Consider the following 16,734-nt stretch of genomic DNA (forward strand, 5'->3'; position numbering starts at 1 on the left):
TACCCGCGGTCGCCGCCCGTCCAACCGTCGTCGCCGTGGACCCGTCCGCCGCTCAGCGGTGGTGCCGGAACGGGCCGGTGATGGCGAACACGTAGCCCGGGGTCGCCGGGTCGGCTCCCTCGTCCGTGCCCTCCTCACCCTCCTCCGGGCTGCTGCCGTCCCCCTGGATGTTGGCGAACAGGATCCGGCGGTCCGGCGAGAAGTTGGGGCCGGTGAACTCCGACTGGGCCTCGGTCTCGTTGCGGGCGAAGAAGAACGCCTCCCCGTCGTCGGTGGCCCCGACCAGGTGCTGGGCGCCCTCGCCGTCCTCGGCGATCATCACGCCGCCGAACGGCGAGACCGTGATGTTGTCCGGTCCGTCGGGGTCGCCGTCCTGGTCGGTCGGCGTGTAGGCGAAGAGCAACGTCAGCTCGATCGTCTGCTTCCGCGCGTCGAGGAACCACACCTGCCCGTCGTGGGACGCGGCGCTCGCCTCCTCGGGGTCGTCCTCGGGCGTACGGGCGAACGAGGCGGTGAAGTAGGCGCCGCCGTCTCCCCACCACATGCCCTCGAGCTTCTGGCTGCGGGTGATCTGGTCGTCGGCGAACTGCTCGCGGGTGGGCGTCGTGGTGGCGTCCCGGTCCTCGACCGCTGCCCACTTCAGGGAGTACCTGGTGCCGATCTCCTGGGCGACGGAGAGGTCCCGGACGAGCTGCCCCTGACGGTCGTGGGCCTGCATGGCCTCGAGGACCCCATCGGTGTCGCCGAGCTCCTTGAGCGCGCCCCGGCCGAGCCGGAACTCGCGCGGCGGCGTCCAGCGGTAGAGGAGACCGTAGGGGCCGCTCGCGTCCTCGGTGAGGTAGAGCTGCTCCGTGCGGGGGTCGACGACGACGGCCTCGTGGGCGTAGCGGCCGAGCGCCTTGATCGGCTTGGGGTCCCGGTTGTCGTCCTGGTCGTACGGGTCGACCTCGAAGACGTACCCGTGCCGCTTGGTCAGCGGCCCGTAGCTGCCCTCGTCCCCCTCGACCGCCTCGGTCTCCTCGCAGGTCAGCCAGGTGTTCCACGGGGTGACGCCACCGGCGCAGTTGTTGTGCGTGCCGGCCAGGCTGACGTACTCGCGGACCCGCTTGCCGTCCCGGTCGACCTCGATGTTCGTGGTCCCGCCCCCGGCGGCCGGGTCGTAGGTGAGGCCCTCGAGCGGCGGCACGGGGTTCTCCTCGTCGCCGCCGACCTCGTGGTTGGTCACCAGCACCGCGCCACCGCGGCGCAGCGGGAAGCTCGCGCTGCCGTCCGGGTCGGCCGGGGTCTTCGAGCCGTCCTCCATCACGGTGACACCGGTCTCGGCGATGATCGTGTAGGTGAAGCCGGCCGGCAGGGCCAGGATGCCCTTCGGGTCGGGGACGAGCGGCCCGTAGCCCACCTCCCCGTCGCGGCCCTTGCCGCGGCCGTCGCCACGACCGTCCTGCGCGGCGGCCGGTCCGGCGCCGAACAGGGTGTCGACGCTGCCGACCAGGACGATGCCGAGCCCGGTCGTCGCGCCGCGGCCCAGGAGGCTGCGCCGGGAGAGCCCGGCCTTGGAGTCGTTGAGGTCTTCCGAGGTGGTCACGCGCTGGCCTCTCTCTGGAGCGTCGTCGGTCGAGGGCCCACGCTCGGCAGCCGAGGTGACCACCAGCCCAACGCCGGCCGAACGACGCCGGTCCGGGGACGGCACGCCGGGGGAACCGCACGGCGCGTCGCCGGGACACGCCTCCTGGGTGCCCGTCCGCTCACAGGCTGTCGAGGAGCACCATCGCGCCGTGGAACCGACCGGAGTCCTGCTCGACGCCGCGACCCGCCTGGAGCAGCTCGCCGCGCGGACGACGCCCGGCGACTGGCGGACCGCGGGGCTGCTGGCGAGCCGGCCCGAGGTGGTCGCCCACTCGGAGGACGGCCGCACCGAGCACGTCGCCGAGGCGCGGGCCGGTTCGGGCGCCTGGATCGCGGCGCTCTCCCCCGCCCTGGCCGTGCCCCTGGCCGCGTGGCTGCGGGCGGCGGCGTCCGCACCGGTCCAGCCGGCCGCGGAGGCGTTCGCGCGCGCTCTGCTGGCGCGGCTGCCGTGAGCCGGCGACCGCGCGGAGACCCGTCCCCCCGAACCGGGCCTCCGCGCGGCGCCGGGACACTGTACGAGACGAGGGGGTTCTGTTTCGAGTCCTGGCGGCGGCACGGACCTGCCACGGCCCACTGGACGCGCTCCCCACCGGGCGGGACGATCGGGACGTGGCCTCCGCTCCCGACCCGGCCCGCCGGCGGGCGTACGCGCACGACGCCGTCGTCGAGATGACCGGCGACGGGGACGATCGGGCACCGGGTGGGGCGGTCACCGTGGCGCTGTGCGGCAGCTGGTCGCACGAGCCGCCCTGCCCGCTGGCGCCGCACCACACCGCCGCCGACCGGGTGGACGACCGGGTCCGGTTGCGGCTGCTGTTCGCGACGGACCCGGACGACGAGGCGCGGGTGCGCGCCCTGGTCGAGGACGCCCTCGCCCGCGGGGAGGGCGTGGACCCGCACGGTGCGGTCAGCTGGTGGCGCCTGCTGGAGGCGGCGCCGTCCGCTGTCCGGCCGGAGGAGCGGGAGCACGCCGAGCGGCTGGTCCGGAGCTGACGTCGGCGCCGCCTGCGCCACGTGCTGGGACGGGCTCCTACGGTGGCGGCGTGGCCGCCTCGGACACCCCTCCCCCGGCATACCTCGTCGACGCCGCGGACAAGGCGCTGCAGCTCGTCGCCCTGCTGCAGACGACCGAGTCGGTGAGCGTCAGCGAGGCCGCCACGGCCCTCGGCGTGGCGCGCTCCACCGCCCACCGGCTGCTGGCGACGCTGCGGCACCGGGACTTCGCGGTCCAGTCCGGGGACCGGCGCTACCGGGCGGGGCCGGCGCTGCGTCGCACGGTGACCCGCCCCCGGTCGACGACGGCGCTGGTCGAGCTCGCCGCACCGCTGCTCCGCCGGCTCCGCGACGAGGTGGACGAGACCGTCCACGTGGTCGTGCTCGACGGCACCGACGTGGTGTTCCTGCACAGCGAGGAGAGCCGCCAGCCGCTGCGGATCGGCTCCCGGGCCGGCGCCCGGCTGCCCGCCCGGCACACCTCCGGGGGCAAGGTGCTGCTGGCCGCGCTGCCCCCGGCCGAGGTGGACGCCCTGCTCGGCGGTGAGCTGACACCGGCGGAGCTGGCCGCGCTGCACGAGCACCTGGCCGGCGTGCGCGCCGTCGGCCACGGGCTCAACCAGGGCGACACCGAGCCCGGGATCAGTGCGATCGGCGTCCCGGTGCTCGACGACCGCGGCGCCGCCATCGCCGCGGTCTCGGTGTCGGTGCCGGCGATGCGGCTGCGCCGGGCCCGGGTGCCGGAGCTGGTGGGGGCGTTGCGCCGCTGCGCGGCCGAGCTCACCAGCCTCGCGGGCTGACCGACGGCCCCGGGGCGTCGTCCGCACGCCGGGTCACAGCCAGGCCGGCACCTCGGGGATGCCTCCGTCGGCGGTCAGCCCCTCGCCCCGGCTGCGGCCGGTCAGCCAGCCGGTGACGGCCGGCAGCGGGCCCGAGACGGCGACCGCCCCGGTCCCCCACTCCCGGTCGCCGGCGAAGACCACCACGTCGGGCACCTGGTCGCGGCGGTCCCACATCCGGAAGACGTCGTCCACCATCGCGGCCTGCACCTCCTCGGCGACGTCGCCGAAACCGACTCCGGCGTCGAGGTCGACGGCGTGCACGTACACCTCGCGGCAGCGCATCCAGGGCACCTCGGCCGCCGGCACCGCACGCCCCTGGGCGGTCTCCACCTGCGCCGACCAGGCCTCCTCCGGCAGGCCCTGCACCGCGTCGGCCAGCCGGGCGGTGGCCGCCAGAACCTGGGCGCGCAGCGCCGGCGCCTGCAGCGCGGCGGACTCGGCGATGCCGGCGTCACGCGCCTCGGGCGTGGGGTACATCGGCGTCCTGACCCCCGTACGCGCCCAGGTGAGCAGGTTGACCAGCGCGTCGGCGTTGCGGGCCACGTGCGCGAGGACGTGCCGGCGGTCCCAGCCGGGCAGCAGCGAGGGGACGTCGAACTCCTCGTCGGTGAGCCGCCCCAGTGCGGTGCCGAACAGCCGCTCGCCGTCGGCCCACCAGGTCAGCGTCTCGGGCCGGCTCATGCCCGCTTCTCCGCCACGCAGGTGTTGCGGCACTCGCCCAGGCCGGCGATCGCGGTGGTCAGCACCGCGCCCGGGGTGAGGTACCGCGGTGGCTTGCGGGCGTGGCCGACGCCGCCGGGAGTGCCCAGGGCGAGCACGTCACCGGGGTCGAGCGTCACGATCGTCGACACGTAGGCGATGGTCGCGACGGCGCCGAACACCATGTCCGAGGTGTTGGCCCGCTGCACCACCTCGCCGTCGACCGCGCAGGTCAGGTCCAGCCCGGTGCCGGCCTCGTCGGGCGTCACCAGCTCCGGGCCGAGCGGGGTCGTGGCCTCGAAGGTCTTGCCCTGCAGCCACTGCAGCGTGCGGTACTGCCAGTCCCGGGCGGTGACGTCGTTGAGCACGGTGTAGCCCGCGATGGCGGCCTCGGCGGTCGCCTCGTCGGCGTGCCGCACCCGCTGCCCGACCACCACGGCCAGCTCGGCCTCCCAGTCCACGGCCTCGGACGCGGCGGGGAGCACCACGTCGTCGTGCGCGCCGATCAGCGCCTCGGCGAACTTGGCGAACAGGGTCGGGTACTGCGGGGTGTCCCGGCCCATCTCCCGGATGTGGGCGCCGTAGTTGACGCCCACGCAGATGACCTTGCCCGGCCGCGGGACGACCGGTGCGTAGTCGAGGCCGGCCCGGTCGTGCGCCGGGCCGTCGGCGGCCGCGGCGACGTCCCGCCACCCGGGGACGGCGAGCAGCTCGCCGACGTCGGCGTGGCCGGTCTCGACGGCCCGGTCGCCGTCGACGCGGACGGCGCGGGTGCCGGCGGCGGTGCGGATCGTGGCGAGGCGCATCAGGCGTCGTCCCCTTCGGTGACCTGGGTGCGGAGCAGGCTGAGCTTCTCGAACACCGGGGCGTCGGAGAAGGTGAACAGGTCCAGACCGTCCTCGGCCTGCAGGCTGAACTCGGTCCAGGCGGGCACCGCGACCACGTCGCCGTGCCCGAGGGTGCGGACCTCGCCGTCCATCGTCACGGTGCCGCCGCCGGTGAAGACCTGCCACACCGACGACGCCGACGTCCGGCTGCGACGGGTCCGGGTGCCCGCGGTCAGGCGGTGCATCTCGGTGCGCATGGTGGTGAGGGCGTCCCCGCCGGTGGTGGGGTTGCTGAACCGGATCGCGGCGTGCCCGGGCTCGACCAGCGTGCCCTCGACGCCCTCGGCGGCCAGCTCCAGCTGCGCGGTGAGCGCCGCGTCGGTGTGCACCCAGCGGTAGGCCATGAGCGGCGACTGCGGGCGGGCGCCGACGGCGGCCACCGGGGTCAGGCCCGGGCCGCCCCACAGCCGCTCGGAGTTCGACCGGTCGGGGGTGCGCTTGTCGCGGACCTCGTCGGGACCGAACTCGAAGAAGCCCTGGTCGACGGCGGCGACCAGCGGCACGTCCAGCCCGTCGAGCCAGGCCATCGGGGTGTCCGACACGTTCTGGTGGCCGTGGAAGTGCCAGCCCGGCGTGAGCAGCAGGTCGCCGCGGCGCATCGCGACCGGGTCGCCGTCGACGACGGTCCACACCCCCTCGCCCTCCAGGACGAAGCGGAAGGCCGACTGCGAGTGCCGGTGCTCGGGGGCGTCCTCCCGCGGGTTGAGGTACTGGATCGCCGCCCACAGCGTGGGCGTGGCGTAGGGGTCGCCGGGCAGCCCGGGGTTGCCCAGCCCGATGGCCCGCCGCTCGCCGCCGCGGCCCACCGGGACGAGGTCGCCGCTGCGGGCGGCCAGCGCGTAGAGGTCGTCCCACCGCCACAGGTGCGGCACCGCCTTCGGCTGCGGGTGTGGCGGCATGAGGCCCTCGCGGGTGCGCCACAGCGGGGTCATGCCCACCGCCTCGAAGTCCCGGTAGAGGTCGGCCAGCCGGGCCTGGTGCTCCGGGCTGTCGAAGTCGACGGTGGTCGGGCGGTTCTCCAGGGCGGTCATCGCACTCGCTCCCTCGCGGCCGCGGACGCCGACGGCCGCGGAGGAGGAGTTCCCGGCGGCGTCGACGAGGACATCTGCGACGCTAGGTGACCGTTCGTCAGGGCACGACGGCTGAGTTCTCGGGTTCTGCACACCGGAACCGGTTCTCCCGTTCACTGCGGAATTCCCCGTGGGAGGGCGTCGCGAGACCCCCCGCCTCGACGTTGAAGAGCTGTGGTAGACAGCGCCGTCATCGTCGTCGTGGGGCGCACGCGAGGGCAGCCGCTATTCCGCTATGCGAACCACGGGCCCGCTATGATTCCGTCATGTTGAACGATGCTGCCGCGGCACAGCTCGTGGGTTCCGCAGAGAACCCTGGCCTGACGTCGGTGGACAACGCGCTGTGGTTGCTGCAGCTGATCGGCGAACGCCAGGCCCTCCGGGTCGCCGAGGCCGCCGACCTGCTCGGCGTCGCTCGTTCCACGGCCCACCGCCTGCTCAGTGCGCTGCGCCGCCGTGACTTCGTGATGCAGGACCGGCCGAACGGCGCCTATCGTCCTGGCCCCGCACTCAACGCGATCGGTGTGGCCGCGATCAGCCGCATCGACATCCGTCGGGTGGCCCGCCCGGTGCTGGAGGAGCTGCAGGAGCAGACCCAGGAGACGGCGAGCCTGGCGGTGCTCGAGGGAGCCACCGTCCGCTTCGTGGACTGCGTGGAGAGCCTCCGCTCGGTGCGCGTGGGCAATCGCACGGGGATCGTGCGGCCGGCTCACGCCTCCGCCGTCGGCAAGGCGATCCTGGCCCAGCTCCCGGCCACCGAGGTCGAGCGCCGCTACCCGGAGGAGGACCTGCCGCAGCACACCCCCGCGTCCCTGACCGACCGCGGCACGCTGCTGGCAGACCTGCGAGAGGTCCGTGTGCAGGGATATGCCCTCAACTGGGAGGAGAGCGCTGACGGCGTCTCGGCCGTCGCCGTCGCCCTGCGCGACAGCGCGGGGACGCCCATCGCGGCGATCGGCATTGCGGCGCCGATCAGCCGGACCGGAGGCGTGACGGGCCTGCGGGCACTCGCCCCGGCCGTCACCGCGGCCGCCCAGCGGGTGCAGGACCGCCTGCGCAGCACCACCTGAGCCCCCTGGCGCGGTGGTGGACCATCGCCGTGAGGATGTCGCCCCACACCGTGCAGGCCGTCCGGCCCCGTCGTCGAGGACGATGACCCCGCCGGGCGCGACGCCGTCCAGGTGGTCGCCGACGGTGCCGGCCGGGGACCCGAGAGGCCGGCCAGCGGGTGGCCGCTCTACGGGGTGTCGCTCCTGCTCATGGGGCCGCGGCCGCCGGGGCCGGGAACGGCGGCGGTCCTGCGTATGGGTGCCTCCTGCTCTCGTCGAGCTGCGGCTCAGCGGCGCAACCGCGCCGCGGCCCGTCGGATGCGTTCCAGGTAGGGCTCGGCCGGGTCCCCCTCGGCCGCGGCCGAACCCCGCAGGAGGGCGGCGACCGCGGTGCGGAGTGCGGCCGTCGCATCCGCGGGCACCGCGCCGGTCCGCCAGCCGACCTTGCGGTCGGGACGGACCAGCACCGCTCCGGTGTCACCCACCTCGCGCACCGCCGTCCAGTCGCTGTCCTCGTCCGGCACGACCACGACCACGACCGGGAAGCCGGAGGATGTCGAGGCCGCCGCGGCGGCGTCCTGCCAGGCCACGGCGGCAGCAGGGCCGACGACCAGGGTCAGTGGGTCGGCCGCGACCAGATCGAGGGTGGACACCGGCCCGCCGTGGCCGGGGAGCCGCCGGAGCCAGACGTGCGGCAGGTGGTGGCCGGGACGCGTGGTCGGGACGTACTCGATCGGCGAGACGTCGATCGGCGAGGCGTGCCCCGGCGGCAGCGAGCCATCGGGGACCAGCGCCCCCGCCTCGTAGGAGTACCCCGCCTCGACACCCAGCTGGCTGTAGTCGTCGGCGTTCGCGGCCACGGCGTCGGCGACGCGAGCACGGCGCTCGTCGCCGACGGGGCCGTCGCTGACGAAGACGCCGATCTCCGCCCAGCCCTCGTCCTCGGTCATGCCGGGACCGAGGCCCAGGGCGGCGCCGATGGGCGCGTGCCGGCCGGCGTTCTCGAGCGCATGGGCGGTGTAGTAGGCCGCGATGGGCCGCCGCTCGGTCGCGTAGGTGTCGAGGAGTGCGTCCCCGGCCCAGCCGTGCAGCACGGCGGCGAGCTTCCAGGCCAGGTTGTGCACGTCCTGCACCGCGCAGTTGAGGCCGAGGCCGCCCGTGGGTGGATGACGGTGCGCGGCGTCCCCCACCAGGAACGCAGACCCGACCCGGAACCGCCGGGCGACGACACCCTCGTACTGCCAGTGACTGACCGAGTTCAACGTCATCGGATGGTCAGGGGCCAGCCCGAGCATCTCCCGCGCGCGCCCCAGGAGCGCCTCGTCATCCGGGGCGGGCGCATCATCGGGTCGGGGCGTCACGGCCACGAGCCACTCCGGCGACTCCCGGCCGTACCGGAGGGGACCGAGGGCCTGCAGCGCACCGACCGTGCGTCCCTGCCCGCTGGGCTGGATGAAGTGGGCGAGCAGTGCATCCGGCTCCGCCCACACCGAGAGGTCGGCGCTGACGTGGTAGCTGACCACGTCACGGATCGCCCTCGGGCCCTCCAGCTCCACCCCGAGCAGCGAGGAGCTGACCCGCCCGCCGTCGGCGGCCACGAGGTACCGGGCTCGTACGCGGCGGATGTCGCCAGTGTGCCGGTCGACGATGGTCGCCGTCACCCCGCCGGTGCCGTGCTGCTGCAGGGCGATCACCTCCTGGTGCGCCCGGATGCGCCCCGGGCAGCAGGCGTCGGCGTGCCCCCACAGCAGAGGGTCGAGCCGGATCTGCGGCAGGTTGGAGAACCGGCGGTGGCTGGCCCGGGCATAGCGCTCGGCGTCCGGGCCGCCTCCCCAGGCCGGCACCTCCCCCAGCTTGAGCCCGTGCAGCGGCGTGGGGCCGGTGACGGACGTGTACCAGACGACCTTCCGCCACCGGTCGTCGGCGGGCGCCAGGGCATAGACGTCGTCGGCGACGCCCATCTCCGCGAAGACCTCCATGGTGCGGACGTTGAGCAGGTGCGCCCGCGGGAAGCGCGACTCCGGGCCCCGCCGCTCGACCAGCAGCACCTCGATCCCGCGCTGGGCCAGCAGCACCGCCGCCGACAGCCCGGCCGGTCCGCCGCCCACGATGAGGACCGGCACCTCCTCCGGCCACTCCCCCGGCGCGAGTGGGGGCAGCAGTGCCGGCCGCACGATGGCCGCGTCCACCATGGCCGTCCCCCTCGTCCCCGCCCCGGGGCTCAGCGCTCCTGCCCGGGCTCGGCGTCCTGCCAGGCCACGAAGCCCATGCCGCAGCCGGTACCGGCCTCGGACCGGTAGCAGGGCTGGTACTCCACGACCCGCGCGCGCAGTGGCGACTCGGCCAGAGCGCCGGCCACGACGGTCCAGTTGCGCAGCTCCGAGGTGCCCGAGCGGAGCACCTCGTCGGGCAGGCCGGCGAGGAAGTCCGCGTCCTTGGTGACCAGCGCCTGGAGGAACTGCCGATCGAGGTCCTCGTCGATGACGAAGTGGCTCAGTCCACCCGAGGCGACCAGGCCCACCCGCAGCGCTCCGGGAAAGCTGCGGATCGCCGCCCCCAGGGCGACGCCGAAGTCGTAGCAACGCCGGGCACTCGGGGGATTGGGCTCCCAGAACGTGTTGACGAAGACCGGCACGACGGCCGGGATGTCGGCTCCGCCGCCGAGGACCTGCTGGAGCACGAAGCCCCAGCCGTGCGGGATGCCGTGGTCGCGGTACTTCCCGGCCGGGAGCTCTCGCGACGCGCCGGGGTCGAATCCGGCCCGGCTGGTCTGCTTGATCAGGTGCAGCGCCAGCTCCCCGTGGCAGCGCCGCGTGGTGCTCTCCCGGGGCACGTTGGCCACCTCGGCGATCGCGAGACCCGGGGGCATGGCGTCGAGGTCCTCCTGGGTGAAGGGCTCGTGCGCGACGGTGTCGCCCCAGTAGACGGCGAACTGCGGGAGGAGCTCGTCGGTGAAGGTCTCCTTGTGGTCGCTGCTGACCACGACGAGGACGTCGAGGCCCGCGTCGCGGGTGATCCGCCCCAGCTCGTCGATGGCCGCCCGGCTGGCCGTGTGCCGCTTCTGCCACAGCTCGGGGTCGCACTCCGCGGCGAACGCTGCGCCGCGCAGGTCCCGCAGCTGCTCGAAGTCGTAGTCCTCCCCGCGGTACGCCAGAGCCGGGTTGCGATGGTCGGCCCGCGCCCGCTGACCCCACTCCTCCGGCGGTGTGCTGAGCTGGGGCGCGTGTGAGGTGCCGATGCCGAGTCGGATCTCTGCCATGGGGATGCCCTTCTCGTCAGCGCAGGGGGACCGGGGCTAGATGCGGAACAGCTCGCGCGCGTTGGTCTCGAACAGCTGCTTGCGCTGGCCGTCGTCGAGCCAGTCGATGTCGTCGATCAGCAGGTGGATGTCGTCGATCCAGCGGCCGGTCTCCGGGTCCTTCATCGAGCCGGTGCCCGGCTTCTCGGTGCCGAAGAGGCAGCGGTCCACACCGACGGCCCGGAGCAGCAGCTCGATCGAGTCCTGGCTGTAGAGGCAGGTGTCGTAGTACAGCTTGCGCAGCTGTTCGCGGAACGTCGTCCCCTGGCGCAAGGCCCCCGGCAGGAAGCGGCCGCGCTGGTAGGGGATCGCGCCGCCTCCGTGGGAGACGACGATCTTCAGGTCGGGGAAGTCGGTGAGGACCTGCGACTGCACCAGCGCCGCCACCGCGAGGGTCTCCTCCTGGATGAAGTGCAGCGAGTAGCTCTCCCGCGCCGGCGGGCGGCAGCCGGCGGAGTGGATCAGCGCCGGGACGTCCAGTTCGCAGAGGACCTCCCACACCGGGTACCAGAAACGGTCACCGAGCGCCGGCGGCTGGGCGCTGCCCTCGTACGGGTCCGGGTTGAACAGCGCGCCGACGAAGCCGTGTTCCTGGACGCAGCGGCGCAGCTCGGCAGTCCACTGCTGGGGGGTCAGCTCCATGCTCTGCGGCATCCCGGCGAGCCCGCGGAACCGCTCGGGCTCCAGCCGGCAGGTGCGCGCGATGACGTCGTTGGTCTCCTCGACGTACCACTGGACGAGCTTGCCCTGCTCGCTGTGCATCATCTGGTACGGCCGCGGCGAGATGATCTGGATGTCCACGCCCGCCTCGTCGAGGTGGGCCATGTGGGAGGAGCCGCCGAAGCTCTTGCTGGGCTCGGTCAGCGCGGCGCGCAGCGTGTCGTCCGTGACACCAGCAGATCCGCGGCCGTGCGCGCCGCGGTGGGCGAGGAGGTTGGCCTTGTAGGCGTACAGCGACTCGGGAGCGCTGACGTGTCCGTGGACGTCGATCTTCATGGGTTCTCCTCGAGAGCGGTGGACCGGCCGGCGCGCGCACCCCCGGAGGGCCGCTCGGGGCGCACACTCGTCGCCCTCCCCCGGCGTGCGACTCGACCGTGTCCGGTCGCGGCGCCGTCCTCGGGCTCCTGGTGGACTCGTCGCAGTGGACTCGTCGCAGTGGACTCGTCGCTCAGGGCCGCTCGCGCCGGGCCGACGTGCGCCGCGGTCCTGTGACGCGGAACACTAGTGCAGCGTTCGGCGGAGAGGACAAGAGTCATGGGGGAATTCCGCTATGTGCACGGCCGTACCCGGGAAGCGGGCGCCGGGCGGCGGCGCCGGTCCGGTTCGCCATCGAGGAATTCCGGGGCCATCCATTGCGTGACGGCGGACACAGGGCGGTAGTTTGCCGCGTTGTGGTCGGCCGTCCCCGGCCCCGGCAGCCGGCACCGCCCCTGGCGACCCAGTTCCGGTCGCCGCGCGCGGCGACCGGGTCCCCGGCGGGAACGACGGTGCCCGACCGGTCCGCTGCAGATGCCCGGAGGTGCTGATGACCGCGCTGTCCCCGCTCGTCGAACTCGACCCGGACGCCGTGCGCGACCCAGCCGGGGTCTACGAGCAACTCCGGGAGCGGGGTGTCCACCACGCCCCGGAGATCGACGCCTTCGTCGTCGCCCGACACGACGACGTCGTCCGGGTCCTCCGCGACGGGCGCACCTTCTCCTCCCGGAACACCGTCGGCCGCGTCCTACCGCCCGCCGACCCGTCGAACCCCAGACCCCCGCTGTCCCCGCTGCTGCTGCTCTCCGACGACCCCGAGCACGCCCAGCGGCGGTCCATCGTCAACAGGGCCTTCACGCCCTCGAAGATCGCCGCGTGGGAGCCGCAGATCCGGCAGGTGGCCGAGGAGCACGTCGACCGCCTCGGTGACCTCGGCGAGGTCGACCTGGTCCGCGACCTCGCCGCGCTCCTGCCCATCCGCGTGGTCAGTCTGGTGCTCGGCGTGCCGCTCCGGGACGTCACGAGGTTCCGCGAGTGGTCCGAGGAGATCACCGCGTCGGTCGGCAACCACGGCGGGGACCCGGTCCGCCGCGAGCAGGTGCAGGACGCCTTCTCGAGCTACATCAGCCTGCTGCTCGACCAGTGGGACGGCACCGTCGACGCCCGCGTGCTCTCCCAGATCGCCGCGGCCGAGCGCGCCGGCGAACTCACCCGCACCCAGTGCGTGAGCTTCGTCGCGGAGCTGCTGGTCGCCGGCAACATCACGACGACCCACCACATCGCCAGCAGCATCGCCCTGCTCGGCAGCACGCCCGGGCTGCTGGACCGGCTGCGCTCCGACCCGAGGCTGGTGCAGCCATTCGTCGAGGAGTCCCTGCGGCTGGAAGCGCCGATCCAGGGTTTCTACCGCTTGGCGATGGCCGACGCCGAGATCGGTGGCGTGCCGATCCCCGAGGGCTCGCGGGTGTTCGTGCTGTACGGCTCGGCCAACCGCGATCCGCAGGTCTGGGAGGACTGCCCCCACCTGCGCCTGGACCGGCCCAACGCCGCCGCCCACCTCGCCTTCGGCAAGGGGGCGCACGCCTGCATCGGGTCGTCGCTGGCGCGCCTGGAGGGGCGCGTCGTCGTCGAGGTGCTGCTCGACCGGTTGGAGACCCTCGAGCTCCTCGCCGTCCCTGCGGACCTGCCCTACCTCGCGAGCTTCGTCAACCACGGGCCGGTCAGCCTGCCCGCGAGGGTCAGGCTGCGGGGGTCCGTCCCGGCGCAGGAGGTCGGCTCGTGACCGTCCGGATCGTCGTGGACTTCGACGTCTGCGAGCAGCACGGCCAGTGCGTGGAGGCTGCACCCGCCATCTTCCGGTTCGACGACGAGGGCCAGCTGCAGCACCCCTCCGAGGTCGGCGACGAGTCGGCCGCCGACGCCGAGGACGCGCAGTTCCTCTGCCCCACCCAGGCGATCATGGTCACTCGGGAGCCCTGAGCCCCGAGGCCTGAGCCATGGCCGGCCCGCGGGCGCGGGTCGTCGCCGTGGGCGCAGGACTGGCCGGTCTCCGGACGGGACACGGCCTCCGACGTGCCGGTTCCGACCCCGATGTCCTCCTCGGGGGTGACGCGCCACACCCGCCCCACTACCGCCCGCCGCTGTCCACGCCACTGCTCCTCGGCGGCTGGGGCCCCCGACCGGGCCCTCCTGACCACGCCGGCCACGCTCGCCGAACAGGCGATCACCTGCGCACGGTCGCGCGACGACGGCACGAGCCACTGCCGTGGCCGCGGACCGACCACGACGCGATCCCGTGCACCATCTCGACGGAGTACCGCGCCGGGGTCCCGGTCGAGGTCGTTCACGGTCCGGTCGCCGCGCGCGAGTTCGTGGCCGCGGACTGCCGAGACGCGCGGGTGACCGGCGGGCTGATGGTCGGCACGCCGCGACTGTCGCCGAGCTGACGGCGGCGCTGCGAGCGGGGGCGGGGATCGGAGAGCCGACCCGCGACCCGGCTGAACCGTGAGGTCGTTCCGCAAGCTGGAATTCCCTCCGCCTCTGTTCCCCAGCAGCGCGTCTCTCGTTACGTTCCTCACACCCGCTCGACGTGATCGGGGCCACACCGCAGACGCTGATGCAGGGCCGACGCCTCAGGGGGTCCCATGCCAGCCGCCGGTTCCCAGGCGGGCCGATCGAACCGGCCTCACTCGGCCGGGGCGCTCCGACACCTGACCGCGGGCGGTCCCCGACGCGTCCTGTCGCTGGTGGCGCTGACCGTGCTGACGCTCGCGATCGCGGTGCTGTTCGTCTACCCCACCGTCATGGTGGTCGTCGGGGCCTTCCGGACGTCGTCCCCCGGCTTCCCGGGCGAGTGGTCGACCCAGGCATTCGTCGACGCCTACACCTCCGGCGAGACCTACGAGCTGCTCTGGAACTCGGCGGCGTACGCGCTGGCGACCACCACGCTGTCCCTGACCCTCGCGGTCTTCTTCGCGTGGATGGTCACCCAGACCAACACCCCAGGTCGCCGGTTCGTGACGCCGTTGATGATCGCGCTCATCACGCTGCCGTTCCTCTTCTTCGGCATCAGCTGGGCGATGCTCGGCAACGAGCGCGTCGGGCTGCTCAACCAGCTCATCCGGATGGTGCTCCCCTACGAGGAGGGACCGATCAACATCCGGTCGTGGGGCGGGATCATCAGCGTCAGCACGCTGAAGATCACGGCCATCAACTACATGCTGATCCTGGGCGTCTTCCGGACCCTGGACCCGGCGCTGCGTGAGGCCTCGCTGATCGCGGGGGTCAGCCGCCGTCGCACGTTCTTCCGGATCGAGCTACCGATCCTCGCGCCCGTCCTGCTGGCGCTGGCCCTGATGGGCTTCGTGCGCGGACTGGAGTCCTTCGACGTCCCTCTGCTGCTCGGGGGGCCGGCCGGGATCCAGGTGTTCTCGACGCAGATCTACGACTACCTGACGACCAGCTTCCCGCCCTCGTACGCACAGGCCAGCGCCCTCGCCGTCCTGGTCATGGTGATCATGCTCGTGCTGGTGCTGCTCATGTGGCGGTTCATCGGCAAGCGGGAGTTCACCACCGTCGGCGGCAAGGGCCAGCGGATCGAACTGGTCGACCTCGGCGCCTGGAAGTTCCTGTGCACCGCGGCGATCGTCCTGTACGCCCTCGTGGCGCTGGCCTTCCCGCTGATCCAGCTGGTGCTCGGCTCGCTCCAGCCCGAGTTCGGTGTCCTGTCGGCCTCGCTGACCCTCGAGCACTACCGGGCGATCTTCGACTCCGCGATCGTGGTGTCCGCACTGCAGAACACGGCGTTCATCGTGGTGGTCGGGGGTTTCCTCGCCGTGCTGCTCGCGGTCGTGGTCGCCTACATCGTCCAGCGCTCGGCATCGAAGTTCCGGTGGTTCCTGGAGGGAGCCACGTGGCTCCCCTGGGGCCTGCCGGGCATCGTCCTGGCACTGGGCATGCTCTGGGCCTACCTCTCGGTCCCCTTCCTCCGTGGGCTGTTCGCGACCACGTGGATCGTGATGCTCGGTCTCATCGTGGTGGCCACGCCGATCGCCGTCCGCCTGGCCAACGCCGCGATCGCGCAGGTGCACCGGCAGCTGGAGGAGGCCGCCCGCATCCACGGGGCGTCCCAGGCGCGGGCGGCCGTGGGCATCGTGCTCCGGCTGATCCTGCCGAGCCTGCTCGCGGGCTGGCTGATCGTCGGCGTGATCATGGCCGGTGACCTGGCGATCCCGGTCATGCTCTCCGGTCCCGAGAGCCAGACCGTCCCCGTCGTCCTGCTGCAGCTGCTCGACTCGGGCCAGTCCTCGCAGGCCGCGGCCGTCTTCTGCGTGATGCTCGCGGCGATGGCGCTGGTCCTGGCGCTGGGTGCCCTCCTCCGCGCCGTCGGGTCCCGCGTGATCGCCGGTGGCGCCCCGAAGCCGCCCGCCGCACCGGCTGCCGAGAGCGGCGACGCGCCGGTCCCGGCGCGGGTGCTCGAGCCGGAACTGACTCCGGTCCTGGTCCCCACCCGCCCGTCCACCGGAGGAGAGTGACGATGGCGCAGATCGATCTGAAGGGTCTGACCAAGGAGTTCGACGGCGGCGTCCGCGCCGTGGACGACCTCGACCTGCAGATCGCCGACGGCGAGTTCGTCAGCCTCCTCGGGCCCAGCGGATGCGGGAAGACGACGACGCTGCGCTGCATCGCCGGACTGGAGCGTCCGACCGCCGGCGAGATCCTGTTCGACGGAGCACCGATCGTGTCGCTCGAGCGGGGGGTCTTCCTCCCGCCGGAGAAGCGGCACATGGGGATGGTGTTCCAGAGCTACGCGCTCTGGCCGCACATGACCGCCTTCGCCAACGTCGCCTACCCGCTCAACCGCAGCAAGACCGTGGACAAGGGCGAGATCGCCCCTCGGGTGGAACAGATGCTGGCCACCGTCGGTCTCAGCGACGTGGGCGGCCGCCTGCCGAGCAAGCTCAGCGGCGGGCAGCAGCAGCGGGTGGCGCTGGCGAGGGCACTGATCAACCGGCCCCGCGTGGTGCTCTTCGACGAGCCGTTCTCCAACCTCGACAGCATCCTCCGGTCCCAGATGCGTCGCGAGGTGCGCAGTCTCCACGAGCGTCTGGGCACGACGTCGGTCTACGTCACCCACGACCGGACCGAGGCGATGGCGCTGTCCGACCGCGTCGTCGTCATGAAGCTGGGCGTGATCCAGCAGATCGGCACCCCTCGGGAGATCTACACCAAGCCCGCCAATCGCTTCGTCGCTGACTTCATCGGTTTCGACAACATCCTCAAGGCGGAAGTGGT

At 73.3% G+C, this 16,734-nt stretch carries 15 protein-coding genes; 8 read left to right on the forward strand and 7 right to left on the reverse strand.

The annotated features are described in order from the left end of the window. Positions 1 to 52: 52 nt before the first annotated feature. A complete protein-coding gene (locus tag GCU56_RS03555; protein WP_163480131.1) occupies positions 53 to 1,585 on the reverse strand; it encodes an alkaline phosphatase PhoX in 1,533 nt (510 codons plus the stop codon). A 190-nt stretch (positions 1,586 to 1,775) separates the two neighbouring features. Between GCU56_RS03555 and GCU56_RS03560 the strand changes: the two genes are divergently transcribed. The 3 genes from GCU56_RS03560 (at position 1,776) to GCU56_RS03570 (ending at position 3,419) form a co-directional block, all read left to right on the forward strand. Further along, a complete protein-coding gene (locus GCU56_RS03560; RefSeq protein ID WP_163480132.1) occupies positions 1,776 to 2,078 on the forward strand; it encodes a hypothetical protein in 303 nt (100 codons plus the stop codon). Between the two features lie 157 nt (positions 2,079 to 2,235). Further along, positions 2,236 to 2,619 carry a hypothetical protein gene (locus GCU56_RS03565; RefSeq protein WP_204331396.1) on the forward strand — a complete coding sequence of 128 codons (384 nt, stop codon included), beginning with the start codon at positions 2,236 to 2,238 and terminating at the stop codon, positions 2,617 to 2,619. A 50-nt stretch (positions 2,620 to 2,669) separates the two neighbouring features. After that, positions 2,670 to 3,419 carry an IclR family transcriptional regulator domain-containing protein gene (locus GCU56_RS03570; protein ID WP_163480133.1) on the forward strand — a complete coding sequence of 250 codons (750 nt, stop codon included), beginning with the start codon at positions 2,670 to 2,672 and terminating at the stop codon, positions 3,417 to 3,419. 33 nt (positions 3,420 to 3,452) lie between these two features. Here GCU56_RS03570 and GCU56_RS03575 read toward each other — a convergent pair whose 3' ends face one another. The 3 genes from GCU56_RS03575 to GCU56_RS03585 are packed head-to-tail and all read right to left on the reverse strand — an operon-like array spanning position 3,453 to position 6,078. Beyond that, the gene (locus GCU56_RS03575) at positions 3,453 to 4,142 is read right to left on the reverse strand and encodes a maleylpyruvate isomerase family mycothiol-dependent enzyme (protein ID WP_163480134.1); all 690 of its coding nucleotides are present in this window, start codon (positions 4,140 to 4,142) and stop codon (positions 3,453 to 3,455) included. After that, positions 4,139 to 4,966 (reverse strand): fumarylacetoacetate hydrolase family protein, encoded by an 828-nt coding sequence (locus tag GCU56_RS03580; protein WP_163480135.1) that lies wholly within the window; start codon positions 4,964 to 4,966, stop codon positions 4,139 to 4,141. Before GCU56_RS03580 ends, GCU56_RS03575 begins: the two co-directional genes overlap by 4 nt. After that, positions 4,966 to 6,078, reverse strand: a complete 1,113-nt coding sequence (locus GCU56_RS03585; RefSeq protein ID WP_163480136.1) for a cupin domain-containing protein — start codon at positions 6,076 to 6,078, stop codon at positions 4,966 to 4,968. The genes GCU56_RS03580 and GCU56_RS03585 overlap by 1 nt, the downstream gene beginning before the upstream one ends. 305 nt (positions 6,079 to 6,383) lie before the next feature. Between GCU56_RS03585 and GCU56_RS03590 the strand changes: the two genes are divergently transcribed. Then, a complete protein-coding gene (locus GCU56_RS03590) occupies positions 6,384 to 7,187 on the forward strand; it encodes an IclR family transcriptional regulator (protein WP_163480137.1) in 804 nt (267 codons plus the stop codon). Positions 7,188 to 7,453: 266 nt separating this feature from the next. On the opposite strand, the gene GCU56_RS03595 is transcribed toward GCU56_RS03590, so the two are convergent. From GCU56_RS03595 to GCU56_RS03605, 3 genes are read right to left on the reverse strand one after another with little or no spacing between them, the layout of a single operon-like run. Then, positions 7,454 to 9,358 carry an FAD-dependent oxidoreductase gene (locus GCU56_RS03595; protein ID WP_163480138.1) on the reverse strand — a complete coding sequence of 635 codons (1,905 nt, stop codon included), beginning with the start codon at positions 9,356 to 9,358 and terminating at the stop codon, positions 7,454 to 7,456. Between the two features lie 29 nt (positions 9,359 to 9,387). Beyond that, positions 9,388 to 10,425, reverse strand: coding sequence for a hypothetical protein (locus tag GCU56_RS03600; protein WP_163480139.1), 1,038 nt, complete (start codon positions 10,423 to 10,425; stop codon positions 9,388 to 9,390). A 36-nt stretch (positions 10,426 to 10,461) separates the two neighbouring features. Further along, positions 10,462 to 11,460 carry an amidohydrolase family protein gene (locus GCU56_RS03605; RefSeq protein ID WP_163480140.1) on the reverse strand — a complete coding sequence of 333 codons (999 nt, stop codon included), beginning with the start codon at positions 11,458 to 11,460 and terminating at the stop codon, positions 10,462 to 10,464. Between the two features lie 529 nt (positions 11,461 to 11,989). Here GCU56_RS03605 and GCU56_RS03610 point away from each other — a divergent pair. The 4 genes from GCU56_RS03610 to GCU56_RS03625 all read left to right on the forward strand — a co-directional run. Next, positions 11,990 to 13,222: a cytochrome P450 gene (locus GCU56_RS03610; RefSeq protein ID WP_163480141.1), complete on the forward strand. Its 1,233-nt coding sequence runs from the start codon at positions 11,990 to 11,992 to the stop codon at positions 13,220 to 13,222. Beyond that, positions 13,219 to 13,419, forward strand: coding sequence for a ferredoxin (locus tag GCU56_RS23675; RefSeq protein WP_163480142.1), 201 nt, complete (start codon positions 13,219 to 13,221; stop codon positions 13,417 to 13,419). The genes GCU56_RS03610 and GCU56_RS23675 overlap by 4 nt, the downstream gene beginning before the upstream one ends. Before the next feature lie 767 nt (positions 13,420 to 14,186). Continuing rightward, positions 14,187 to 15,974, forward strand: coding sequence for an ABC transporter permease subunit (locus GCU56_RS03620; protein WP_163480143.1), 1,788 nt, complete (start codon positions 14,187 to 14,189; stop codon positions 15,972 to 15,974). A gap of 2 nt (positions 15,975 to 15,976) precedes the next feature. Further along, the coding region (locus tag GCU56_RS03625; protein ID WP_163480144.1) for an ABC transporter ATP-binding protein at positions 15,977 to 16,734 on the forward strand (758 nt) is incomplete at its 3' end.

Origin of the sequence: Geodermatophilus sabuli, from assembly GCF_010686765.1 — a bacterium.
In the GTDB taxonomy this organism is placed as follows: Bacteria; Actinomycetota; Actinomycetes; order Mycobacteriales; family Geodermatophilaceae; genus Geodermatophilus; species Geodermatophilus sabuli_A.